The 11,285-nt window shown below is 72.5% G+C and carries 12 protein-coding genes; 3 read left to right on the top strand and 9 right to left on the bottom strand.

What is annotated here, in order from left to right; translation table 11 throughout:
- Window positions 1–12 precede the first annotated feature (12 nt).
- Window positions 13–486 carry an Lsr2 dimerization domain-containing protein gene (locus C2L58_RS40975; protein ID WP_233226206.1) on the bottom strand — a complete coding sequence of 158 codons (474 nt, stop codon included), beginning with the start codon at window positions 484–486 and terminating at the stop codon, window positions 13–15.
- A 142-nt stretch (window positions 487–628) separates the two neighbouring features.
- Here C2L58_RS40975 and C2L58_RS40970 point away from each other — a divergent pair, with 142 nt between their 5' ends.
- Complete coding sequence (locus C2L58_RS40970; RefSeq protein ID WP_199191677.1) at window positions 629–2,023, top strand: dihydrolipoyl dehydrogenase family protein; 1,395 nt, start codon at window positions 629–631, stop codon at window positions 2,021–2,023.
- Between the two features lie 3 nt (window positions 2,024–2,026).
- On the opposite strand, the gene C2L58_RS40965 is transcribed toward C2L58_RS40970, so the two are convergent.
- Complete coding sequence (locus C2L58_RS40965; RefSeq protein ID WP_103343001.1) at window positions 2,027–3,919, bottom strand: hypothetical protein; 1,893 nt, start codon at window positions 3,917–3,919, stop codon at window positions 2,027–2,029.
- Window positions 3,920–4,191: 272 nt separating this feature from the next.
- Between C2L58_RS40965 and C2L58_RS40960 the strand changes: the two genes are divergently transcribed.
- Both C2L58_RS40960 and C2L58_RS40955 read left to right on the top strand, forming a co-directional pair.
- Window positions 4,192–4,695, top strand: a complete 504-nt coding sequence (locus tag C2L58_RS40960; protein WP_103343000.1) for a DUF3145 domain-containing protein — start codon at window positions 4,192–4,194, stop codon at window positions 4,693–4,695.
- 31 nt (window positions 4,696–4,726) lie between these two features.
- The gene (locus C2L58_RS40955; protein ID WP_103342999.1) at window positions 4,727–5,326 is read left to right on the top strand and encodes a hypothetical protein; all 600 of its coding nucleotides are present in this window, start codon (window positions 4,727–4,729) and stop codon (window positions 5,324–5,326) included.
- 63 nt (window positions 5,327–5,389) lie between these two features.
- On the opposite strand, the gene C2L58_RS40950 is transcribed toward C2L58_RS40955, so the two are convergent.
- The 7 genes from C2L58_RS40950 to C2L58_RS40920 all read right to left on the bottom strand — a co-directional run bounded on the left by C2L58_RS40950 (window position 5,390) and on the right by C2L58_RS40920 (window position 11,280).
- Window positions 5,390–6,634, bottom strand: a complete 1,245-nt coding sequence (locus C2L58_RS40950) for a beta-ketoacyl-[acyl-carrier-protein] synthase family protein (protein WP_103342998.1) — start codon at window positions 6,632–6,634, stop codon at window positions 5,390–5,392.
- A gap of 28 nt (window positions 6,635–6,662) precedes the next feature.
- Window positions 6,663–6,908 (bottom strand): acyl carrier protein, encoded by a 246-nt coding sequence (locus C2L58_RS40945; RefSeq protein WP_004559006.1) that lies wholly within the window; start codon window positions 6,906–6,908, stop codon window positions 6,663–6,665.
- A gap of 74 nt (window positions 6,909–6,982) precedes the next feature.
- Window positions 6,983–7,966: a beta-ketoacyl-ACP synthase III gene (locus tag C2L58_RS40940; RefSeq protein WP_103342997.1), complete on the bottom strand. Its 984-nt coding sequence runs from the start codon at window positions 7,964–7,966 to the stop codon at window positions 6,983–6,985.
- Window positions 7,963–8,886 carry an ACP S-malonyltransferase gene (locus C2L58_RS40935; RefSeq protein ID WP_255410627.1) on the bottom strand — a complete coding sequence of 308 codons (924 nt, stop codon included), beginning with the start codon at window positions 8,884–8,886 and terminating at the stop codon, window positions 7,963–7,965. Before C2L58_RS40935 ends, C2L58_RS40940 begins: the two co-directional genes overlap by 4 nt.
- 181 nt (window positions 8,887–9,067) lie before the next feature.
- Window positions 9,068–9,514, bottom strand: a complete 447-nt coding sequence (locus C2L58_RS40930; protein ID WP_103342995.1) for a nitroreductase family deazaflavin-dependent oxidoreductase — start codon at window positions 9,512–9,514, stop codon at window positions 9,068–9,070.
- Between the two features lie 28 nt (window positions 9,515–9,542).
- Window positions 9,543–9,983 (bottom strand): VOC family protein, encoded by a 441-nt coding sequence (locus C2L58_RS40925; protein ID WP_103342994.1) that lies wholly within the window; start codon window positions 9,981–9,983, stop codon window positions 9,543–9,545.
- A gap of 82 nt (window positions 9,984–10,065) precedes the next feature.
- Entirely contained in the window at window positions 10,066–11,280 is a 1,215-nt protein-coding gene (locus tag C2L58_RS40920; protein ID WP_103342993.1) for a PucR family transcriptional regulator, read from the bottom strand.
- Between the last annotated feature and the right edge of the window lie 5 nt (window positions 11,281–11,285).

Here is an 11,285-nt window from a genome sequence, read left to right as displayed (position 1 = left end):
TCTACTGTGGACTTACTCGGCCGCCGAGAACGTGACGGTCGGCACTTTGCGCGCGGCCGCACGGGTGGTGGCCTTCGGCTCCGCGGCCTTCTTGGCCTGCAGGGACTTCGCCGGCTCGGCCTGCGTGCGGGTCGGCTTCGCCGGCGCGGGCCTGGCGGCGGCGGCCTTTGTCTTGGCGGCCACGGCCTTGATGGGTGCAGCCTTGCTGGGGGCGGCCTTGGCGGGTGCGGCCGTTGCGGTGGCCGGCTTCGGCGGGGTCTTCGGCGCGGTCTTCTGCGCGCCGGGGACGAGCCGCGGCCGGTTCTTGCGGCCGCCGGTGCGGCGGCCGGCGTCGGCGTACCGCTGCAGGAGCTCGCGCAACGCCTCGGCGTTGGCGACGGAGAGGTCGATGTCGTAGTCGATGCCGTCCAGGCCGAAGCCGACGGTCTCCGCCGCGGGCGCACCGGTCAGATCATCCAGCACCCGCACAGCCGTGTTCCTGGCCACGACAAACCTCCCGTGCTCGAACGTGTGATGTGTTCGCGAGCACCGGGTCCGACGGCACCCGGTGCCGCCGAAAACTTGCAGCTTCCCGACGGAGGATAACCGCTGGCTTGCGTGATCCCGCGTGGTGGTGTGCGCTGAAGCCATGGCTGCAGAGACTTTTGACGTAGTGGTGGTCGGTGCGGGTCCGGTGGGGGAGGTGGCCGCCGAACGAGCGGCTCGCGGAGGCCTGAAAGTCGCCCTCGTCGAGCACGAACGTTTCGGCGGCGAGTGCTCCTACTGGGCCTGCATCCCGAGCAAGGCGTTGCTGCGGCCGGGAAATCTCCTCGCCGCCGCGAAGCGCGTGCCCGGCGTGCCGGTCGGCGACCGGATCGACCCGGCGGCGGTGTTCGCACGCCGTGACTGGTTCACCGGCAAGGGCGACGACTCGGGACAGGTCGACTGGGCCCGCGGCGCGGGCATCGAGCCGGTTCGCGGGCACGGGGAAATCACCGGGGAGCGGGAAGTGACCGTCGGCGGTGACCGCGTGCTGACCGCCCGGCACGCGGTGATCGTCTGCACCGGCAGCGTGCCCAGCACGCCGTCGATCCCCGGGCTCGACACGATCCGCCCGTGGGGTTCGCGTGAAGCGACGTCGGCGTCTTCCGTGCCGCCCCGGCTCGGCGTCCTCGGCGGCGGCGTGGTCGGCGTGGAGATGGCGCAGGCGTTCGCGTCGCTGGGGTCGGAGGTCCACCTGGTGATCTCCGGCCCGCGGCCGCTGCCGCGCAACGCCGGGTTCGCCGGTGGCCTGGTGCTGGCGGGGCTGCGTGAGGCGGGCGTCGTCGTGCACACGGAGTCGGGTGTTTCGCAGGTGGCCGCCGGGCAGTTCGGGACCGAGCTGACGCTGAAGGACGGCTCGGCGCTCGTCGTCGACGAGTTCCTGGTGGCCACGGGCCGCCGTCCCGCGACCGCCGGGCTCGGCTTGGAGCGGCTCGGTGTCGAGCCCGGGCACCCGCTGGAGACCGACGACACCGGCCGGGTGTCCGCAGTGGACGGTGACTGGCTGTACGCGGCCGGCGACGTCACCGGCCGGGCGCCGCTGACCCACCAGGGCAAGTACGGCGCCCGCGCGGCGGGGGACACGGTGGCGGCGCTGGCCGCGGGCACGCCGGTGTCGCCCTCGCCGTGGAGCCGGTTCACCGCGACGGCCGACCACCACGCGGTGCCGCAGGTGGTGTTCACCGACCCGGAGGTGGCGGCCGTCGGCCTGGCGGACGCGCGGCCGGGCTCGGCGGACCGCGTCGTCGACATCGACATCGCGGTGGCGGGTTCGTCCCTGCACGCGGACGGGTACACGGGCAAGGCCCGGATGGTCGTCGACACGGAGCGGAACGTGCTCCTGGGCGTGACGTTCGTCGGCCAGGACGTCTCGGAGCTGCTGCATTCGGCGACGATCGCGATCGTCGCCGAGGTGCCCCTGGACCGGCTGTGGCACGCGGTGCCGTCGTTCCCGACGATCAGCGAGGTGTGGCTGCGGCTGCTGGAGGCGTACGGGCTCTGAGGGCTACTGGGCGGGCAGGTCGAGGGCGGCCTCGGCCGCCCTGGCCAGGCCGGGATCGTCCGGAGTGGACGGTCCCGGCGCCCAGACGGCCTGCACGATCCGGACGGACGAGCCGTCGAGCTTGCTGGCGTAGGCGGCGTTCTCGAACCGCGGGACGGGGGTGGCGCCCCACTGACCGGTCTCGGTGGCGAGGTCGAGGACCCCGCCCCCGCCCGGGGTGTCGGCCACGGCCTTGAAGGCGGCGGCTTGCGCGGCATCGGGGAATTCGACGACCCCGACGGTGACGGCCCCGCCGCGGCCGTCGACGGTCGCGGCGTAGCTGGCGCGTTTGACGCCGGAGCAACTGGTCTGCTGCAGGCTGGCCTGGGCATCCCCGAAGGCGTGGGAGGCACATCGCTGATCACCGCCGGCGGCGCGAAGGGCGAACTGGAGGCTTCGCACCGGAGTGGTGGGCGGCGGCTGCGGTTTCGAGGTGGCCGGCGGCGGCGCCGGAGCGGCCGCGGTGTCATCACCGGTGGTGGCCACGACGACGGCGGCGACGACTAGGAGGACGAGGGCACCGATGGCGCCGAGGGGGAGCCAGCGGACGGTGCGGGGCGCGGCGGCGGGCTCGGGTTTCGGCCGCGGGCGGGGGAAGGGCTGCGGGGAGGCCGCGGGCGGAGGGGCGGAAGGAGCGCCCTGGGGCGGCTCGGATGGGGTGGGGTGCGGGGTGGCCTGCTCGGTGTTTGCGGGCGGTGCTGGAGGTTCGGCGGCGTGCTCGGCTGCAGCGAGCTGCGGGGCCGGTGGCTCGGGCGCTTGCCCGGCTGTAGCGGAGGGGTCGAGAGCCGCGGTTTGGTCGCTGCTGGGCGCGGGAAGGCGGAGGTTTTCGGTTCGCTCGGTTTCGGCAGCGGAGGATTCGACCGGTTCGGAACCCTCCGACGAGGTGGCCTCGGCGGGCGGGAAACCGGTGCCCGGGAACACCGGCCGCGCCGAGGGATCCGCAGGCCTCGAGTCCGCCTGGGCGGGTGGCGAAAGAGCCTCGGTAGCGTCCGCAGCCGCAGGAACGTCGGCCTCCGGAATCTCTGAGGCCGCAGGAACGCCGGCCTCCGGAATCTCTGAGGCCGCAGGAACTGCGGTCTCCGAAACCTCTGAGGCCGCAGGAACTTCAGCCTCCGAAACCGCCGCGGGCTCCGGTGCGGCCTCGACCGGCGTCTTGGTCCGCCAGTCGGTGGTCCCCACCCCCGCCGGCGCTGCCGACGAAGCCGGCGGCTGTGGGGCATCGTCCCAAAGGGACTCCGGGGGTGCGTCGTCCGTCAGGCGGCTGAAGCCCTCGGCCAGCAGGACCTCGTCCGTGAACTCCGGTGCCGCCGGCGCCAGTCCCCTGATCAGGGCCCGCACCTGGTCCACCGAGCGCGGCCGGTGCGCCGTGGCCAGGGATACCGTGGCCGCCAGCATCGTCGTCGGGGTCGGGTGCAGGACCCGGACCGGGCCGGCCAGGTCGGCTGCCGGCTGGTCGACCGTCTCCACGTACGGTCCCACCGCGATGATCGTGCCCACCGGGGCCGTTCCCGGGACCAGGGCGGCAATTTGCCGTTCGCAAGCTTGCGAGATGTCCAGCGCTTCCGTGGCCGGGTTCACCGAATCGTCGTCCGCGACGAGGGGCCAGCCGTCCGCCTTCCACGGGCCGCCCAGCGGGGCCTCCAGGCGCAGGGCCGGGTCCGGGAGGTCCACGCCGATCACGATGATCACGCCGTGGGGGAGCAGGACCACCGCCTCGATCGGGCGGTTCGTCACCCCGCCCACGCCCACCAAGGCGATCCCGCCGATCACGGTGCTGCCGCGGCCCAGGGACGCCAGCGCGGCCCGGATGTCGTCCGCCACCCGGGACTGCTGCCGCTCCAGGCGCACCAGTCGCACCGCTGTCCCTCCCCTGCTCGTCGTTCCGAATCCTCACGCTAGCGCGCCCAGCGCAAGGATCCGCGCGACACGGGCGCGCCGCGGCCGCTTGCCCTCCGAAAGTGTGGGGCGGGTGACTTGTGGTGTTCGTGTGGCCAAACGGCACGGTTGGGGTGCAGAATGTGCTACAACGCATCGGAGGCGGCATTCGGGAGCCGCACTGAGGCCGCGCTGCAGCTCGAAGTAGGGCGTAGGGGAAGACGTCCCTCGTCGAGCAACAAGCGGAGGTAGCAGTGAGCACCCGTGGCAGCACCCGAGGTGTGGTGTACGTCCACTCGTCGCCGTCTGCGGTGTGTCCGCACGTCGAGTGGGCCATTTCGGGCACCCTGGGTGCCCGCGTTGACCTGAAGTGGACGGCGCAGCCGGCCAGTCCGGGTCAGCTTCGCGCCGAATGCGGATGGCGCGCGCCCGCGGGCACCGGCGCCAGATTGGCGTCCGCCCTCAAGGCGTGGCCGATGATTCGGTTCGAGGTGACCGAAGAGCCCAGCGCGGGCGTCGACGGCGAACGGTTCTGCTTCGCGCCCGGCCTCGGCCTGTGGCACGGACGGACCAGCGCCAACGGCGACATCGTGGTGGGCGAGGACCAGCTGCGCGCACTCGTCGCCATGACCCGCGGCGGGGAGTCCCTCGCGCACAAGCTGGACGAGCTCCTGGCCGCGAGCTGGGACGAGGCGCTCGAGCCCTTCCGCCACGCCGGGGACGGCGCGCCGGTGACCTGGCTGCACCAGGTCGGCTGAGCTCCGGGACGGGGGCCGGTACGCTTTCCGCGTGACCACCCCCGCCCCCAGCTCTCGCCAGCGCTGGCTGGTGCCCGTCGTGGTCGTGGTGCTGTCCGTGACCGTCGGTGGCGGCTTGCTCGCGCGCGAAATCTACCGCCGTCCCGACCAGCCCGCCGACGACGCCTCCGTCGCGGTGTCGACGCCGTCGTCGTCCAGCATCGGCGCGCCGGCCGCGGTGGACGACGGCGTCCGGATGACCGACGACGCCAAGCGGCACCCGCAGGCCGATACCGTCCGCCGGGTGCTGGAGAAGTACTTCGCGGCCATCAACACCAGGCAGTACCCGCTGTGGACCGAGGTGGTCACCGACGAGCGGGCCGCCTCCCAGACGCAGGCCGACTGGAAGCGGGGGGTGCGCACCACAAAGGACAGCGACGCCCTCGTCTACCGGATCGAGCGCTCGTCCGGGAACTCGCTGCGGGTCCTGGTCGGGTTCACCAGCCGGCAGGCGGTCGAAGACGCCCCGCTGTTCTTCCGCGAGCCGTGCATCAAGTGGCGGCTCGTCCTGCCGATGGTGCTCGAAAACAAGGCCCTGAAGATCGCCGCCGCCATCGACGGCGGGCCGCCGCCCGAACACGAAAAGTGCTGAAGACGAAAGCGGGGGCCCGGCCGAAGCCGGGCCCCCGCTTTCGTTTCGGAAGTTCCGAGAAACTCAGACCGTGAACAGCAGCGCGGTGTTGTGCCCGCCGAACCCGAACGAGTTGCTGATCGCCGCGCTCAGCTCGACCTTGCGCGGCTCGCCCGCGACCACGTCGAGCTGCACCCGCGGGTCCAGGTCCGTCAGGTTCAGGGTGGCCGGCACGAGACCGTGGTAGAGCGACAGGATCGTGATGATCCCCTCGACCGCGCCGGCCCCGCCGACGAGGTGGCCGAGCGAGCCCTTCGGCGCCGTCACGATCGCGTGGTCGCCGACCGCCTTGCGGATCGCCGCCGCCTCGCCGATGTCACCGACCACAGTGGACGTCGCGTGCGCGTTCACGTGCCCGACGTCCGCGGCGGTCACCCCGGCCATCTTCATCGCCGCGCGCATCGCGGCGATCTGGCCGATGCCCTCGGGGTGGTTGCCGGTGATGTGGTAGGCGTCCGAGGTGATGCCGTGTCCCGCGATCGTCGCGTAGACGCGCGCCCCGCGGGCCTTCGCCTGGTCGGCGCGTTCCAGGATGACCACGCCGGCGCCCTCGCCGAGGACGAAGCCGTCGCGGTTGGCGTCGAACGGCCGCGACGCGGCCGCCGGGTCGTCGTTGCGCGTGGAGACCGTGCGGGCCTGGGCGAACCCGGCCAGCGTGATCGGGTGGATGCACGCTTCGGCGCCCCCCGCGACCACGACGTCGGCGCGCCCGGAGCGGATCATCTCCACCCCGCTGGCGATGCCTTCGGCACCCGAGGCGCAGGCCGAGGCCGGGGAGTGCACCCCGGCCCGCGCCTTGAGGTCGATGCCCACGTGCGCGGCCGGGCCGTTCGGCATCAGCATCGGCACGGTCAGCGGCGACACCTTGCGGAGACCCTGCTGGTGCAACAGGTCGTTCTGGGTGAGCAGGGTGACCGGGCCGCCGACCCCGGTGCCGATCGACACGCCGAGGCGGTCGGGGTCGACGTCGGTGTGCTCGTCGGTCGGCTCGGTGTACCCGGCGTCGGCCCACGCCTGGCGGGCGGCGATCAGCGCGACCTGCTCGCAGCGGTCCAGCCGGCGGGCCTGGACCCGCGGCAGGACTTCCGAAGGATCGACGGCCAGCATGCCGCCGATCTTGACGGGCAGCTGCAACTCCTCGACCCAGTCGGCCTCGATCGCCCGGATCCCGCTCCGTCCGGCCAGCAGACCGTCCCAGGTGGACGTCACGTCCCCGCCGAGCGGTGTGGTGGCGCCGAGACCGGTGATCACGACGTCGATGTTGCTCATGGGAGTCTCCTCAAGGAGGGGAAAGACTTTACTTGGAGTTGGCCGACACGTAGTTCACGGCGTCGCCCACGGTCTTGAGGTTGGCGAGCTCGTCGTCCGGGATCTTGACGCCGAACTTGTCTTCGGCCTGCACGGCGATCTCGACCATCGACAGCGAGTCGATGTCCAGGTCGTCCACGAACGACTTCTCGGCGGTGACGTCGTCCTGAGCCACACCGGCGACCTCTTCGACGATCTCGGCGAGGCCGGCGAGGATCTCAGCGTTGTCAGCCATGGGGGTGTTCCCTTCTCGGTCTTACTGGGGGTCTGTTTCCCGCGGGCGAATGCCCGCGGGGAGCGTAACGGTGATCAGGGGCAGATGAACGCCTGCCCGGCGTAGGACAGGCCCGCGCCGAACCCGACCGCCAGCACCACGTCGCCGGACTTCGCCGTCCCGGCCTTGCGCATGTGGTCCAGCGCGAGGGGGATGGACGCCGACGAGGTGTTGCCGGAGTACTTGATGTCGTCGGCGACGACCATGTCTTCGCGGGCGCCGTTGGCCCGCAGCTTCTTCGCGATCGCCTCGACGATGCGCAGGTTCGCCTGGTGCGGGATCAGCACGTCCACATCGGACGGCTTGAGCCCGGCGGCCTCCAGCGCCTCCATCGCGATCGGCGCGATCTTCGTGGTCGCCCACCGGAAGACCGACTGCCCCTCCTGGTAGATGTACTTCTCGTCGCGCATGTAGATCAGGTCGACCAGGTCGCCCGCGCTGCCCCAGGTCACCGGGCCGATGAGCGGCTCGTCGGACGCGCCGACGACCGCGGCGCCGGCGCCGTCGGCGAAGATGATCGCGTTGGCCCGGTCGGCCGGGTCGACCGAGTCGGTGAGCTTCTCCGCGCCGATGACCAGGACCTTCTTCGCCGAGCCGGCCCGGATCAGGTCGGAGGCGACGCCGAGGCCGTAGCAGAACCCGGCGCACGCGGCGTTGAGGTCGAACGCGCCGGGGCCGGGGATGCCGATCCGGGCGGCGACCTGCGCGGCGGCGTTCGGGATCAGCGTCGGCATGGTGCAGTTCGGCAGGATCACCGTGTCCACTTCGGACGGGTCGACGCGAGCGTCGGCCAGCGCGGCGGTGCCGGCGGCGACGGCCATGTCGGTGAGCAGCTCGTCCTTCTCGGCGAACCGGCGCTCGACGATCCCGACCCGGGTCTGGATCCACTCGTCGTTGGTTTCCATGACCTGCGACAGGTCGTCGTTGGTGACGATCTTCGCGGGCTGGTAGCTGCCGACGCCCAGCACGCGGCTGCCGCGGGAGCCGGGGTTGAGGCTCAGGGTGGGTCGGTCGGTCACGAGGCGTCCTCCTGGCGCAGCGCCGCCAGCTCGGCCGGCGTCTTCAGCGCGGTGATAGTGGTGACGACGCCCTTGAGCTGCCGCTTGACCAGGCCGGTCAGGGTGCCCGCGGGCGCGAGTTCGATCGTGCGGGTGACGCCGAGGGAGACCAGGCCGTCCATCGTCAGGTCCCAGCGGACCGGGCGGGTGACCTGGGAGACCAGCCGTGCGAGGTACTCGGCCCCACTGGTGACCACGGTACCGTCCGCGTTGGACAGCAGCGGGCGGACCGGGTCGGCCGGGGTCAGCTCGGCGGCGTGGGCGCGCATCGCTTCTTCGGCGGGCGCCATGTAGCGGGTGTGGAAGGCGCCGGCGACCTTGAGAGCGCGGATCTTCGTGCCTTCGAGGGGCTGGTCGACGATCTTCGCGATCGTGTCGGCGGCACCGGAGGCGACGATCTGCCCCGCGCCGTTGCGGTTCGCCGCGGTCAGGCCCTGCTCTTCGAGCCACGCGACGACCTGCTCGGGGTCCCCGAGCATGACCGCGGCCATCGACGTCGGTTCCAGCGCGCACGCCTTCGCCATTTCGGCGCCGCGGACGGCGGCGAGCGCGACCGCGTCTTCCGGCTTCAGCACCCCGGCGATCGCGGCGGCCGCGAGCTCGCCGACGGAGTGGCCGGCGACCGGCGCGTCCGCGGCGACCGGCGCGGTGGCCTGGAGGTGTTCGAAGGTGAGCAGCGACAGCGCGACGATCAGCGGCTGCGCGATCGCGGTGTCCTGGATCTCGTCGGCGTCCGCCTCGGTGCCGAGGCGGAGCAGGTCGAGCCCGGCGCGCTCGGACCACTGGGCGACGCGCTCGCGCGCCCCGTCGAGGTCGAGCCAGGGCGTGAACATACCGGGGGCCTGGGACCCCTGGCCGGGAGCGAGGACTGCTGCTGTCACCCTTCTAGACAACACGGCGGAGGGTGTTTCCCGGGATGCCGACGCTCACAGTGTCTGCGCGGCGTCTTTGTCGGAACCCTCCAAAGATGCGCCGCAGAAGCTCGCGCGTAACCCGGAAGCCTTGTCGGGTTCAATCACCTTTCGCTGTTAAGTCCATCACGTGACGGCCGTCTCCGGAGGGTCAGTCCCGCGGGGTCAGCAGAACAACGGGGATCTCGCGCTCGGTCTTCCGCGCGTACTCGTCGTAGAGCGGGAAGATGGCCGCCATCCGCGGCCAGAGGTCCGCGCGCTCGGCCGGGGTCGCGACCCGGGCGCGGGCGGTACACCGGCGGGTGCCGGCCTGGACCCCGACGCTCGGCTCGGCCAGGAGGTTCTTGAACCACGCCGGGTCGTCGTCGGCGCCGGCCTTGGACGCGACGACGACGAAGTCGGCCCCCGAGGTGCCGTAGATCAGGCAGGTGCGCCGGGGCAGGCCGGTCCGGCGGCCGGTCGTGGCGAGGATGAGGGTGTGCACGCCGTTCGACTCGTGGCCGACGGTGCCGCCCGAGCCGATGTATGTGCGGGTCTGCTCGGCGACCCAGTCCCACGGCGAGTCGGTGGCGCGGTCGAGGTCGTCGGCGACGGCCATGGTGGGGTCCTTTCGCGAGGGAGGGGGTTCAGCGAAGCTTCTCGGCCAGCGCGACGATGATGCCTTCGGGGCCGCGGAGGTAGCAGAGCCGGTAGTCGTCTTCGTACCGGACCAGTTCGCCCACGGGTTCGGTACCGTGCGGGCGGACGCGGGCCACGACGGCCTCGATGTCCTCGACGGCGAACATGATGCGGCGGAGCCCGAACGCGTTGACCGGCGCGTCCCGGTCGGCGGCGGCGGGGGCCGCGGGTGCGTGGAACTTCATCAGCTCGAGCCGCCCGTGGCCGTCCGGGGTCCGCACCACGGCCATGTCGCACCGCACCCCCTCGAGTCCGACGAGGACGTCCACCTCCGGTCCGCCGACCGTGGCCTCGCCCTCGAGTTCCAGTCCGAGAGCGACGAAGAACGCGGTCACCGCCGCGAGGTCGTCGACGACGACGCCGACGTTGTCCATCCGCTGGATCGTCATGGGGTCTCCTTCGTCCCGCGGCCCCGGTGGCCGCTCGCGATCCAGGGACGGAGCCGGCACGACGTTCTCGACATCCGCGGCGTCACCAAAGCCCGCGGGCCCTCGCCAGCCGTCCGACGGTCAGGGCGATCCGCAGCACCAGGGCGTCGCGCGGGTCGGTCGCCTGGCAGCCCGTGAGGTCCGCGGCCTTGCGCAGCCGGTAGCGGACCGTGTTCGGGTGGACGAACAGCGTCTTCGCGCACGTCTCCAGCACGCCGCCGCTCTCCAGGTAGGCCTCCACCGTGCGCTGCAGCGTCGGGCCGGCCTCCTCGAGCGGGCGGGCGATCGTGTCCACCAGCAGCCGCTCGGCCTCCGCGTCGCCCGACAGCGCGCGCTCGGGCAGCAGGTCGCCCGAGCGCACCGGCCGGGGCGCGCCCGGCCAGCCGACCACCGCCCGCAGCCCGGACAACGCCTCCGTCGCGCTGTGGTGGGCCTCCGCCAGCGTCGGCACCGTCGGGCCGGCGACCACCGGGCCCTCGGCGAACGCCACCGACATCCGGGTCAGGATCTCCCGCTCCTTCACCCCGCCGTCGGTCGGGCCGCCGACCACGACCACCAGCCGGGACCCCTGCACCGACAGCAGCACCGGACGCCCGACGCGGGCCGCGCGGCTGCGGACCTCGAAGACCACCGTCGGCGGGTCCTCCGACGGCGGGTTGCCGACCAGGACGGTCGCCGCCGCCGACGGGTCCCAGCCGAGCGCCGTGGCCCGCGAGAGCACCGACTCCTCGGCGTCGCCGCGGACGATGCCGTCGACGACCAGCGCCTCCAGCCGCGCGTCCCAGGCACCGCGCGCTTCGGCCGCGGCCGCGTAGGAATTCGCCGCCGCGAAGGCGATTTCCCGGCCGTAGCGCAGGATTCCCTCGATCAAAGCAGCGCGTTCCGCTTCGTTCGCGGCGAAATCGGGAAGCTGCTCCTCGAACACCTCGATGGCCAGCCGCACCATGCCGACCGCCTGGCGCAGGCTGATCCACCGCGACAGCTCGGCCGGTGCGTCGCGGAACGCCTCGGTCGTGAGCTTCAGGGCCTCCTTGGCGTCCCGCAGCCAGTCGACGAAGCCGGCGGCCCCGGCCTGGGTGATCAGCAGGACGCTCGCGCGCTGGTCGGCGGGCAGCCGGGCGAACCAGGGCAGCCGCCGTTCCATCACCGCGATGCTCGCGCTCGCCAGGCTGCCGGACGCGTGCTCCAGCCGCCGGAGCGTCTTCGCGGACAGTCCGTGGTGCTTCGGCACCTGACGCGGGGCGGTGGTTCCATCCATGGCGA

Origin of the sequence: Amycolatopsis sp. CA-126428, assembly GCF_002904335.1 — a bacterium.
Lineage (GTDB): Bacteria > Actinomycetota > Actinomycetes > Mycobacteriales > Pseudonocardiaceae > Amycolatopsis.
This window is presented reverse-complemented; position numbering and strand designations above follow the sequence as displayed.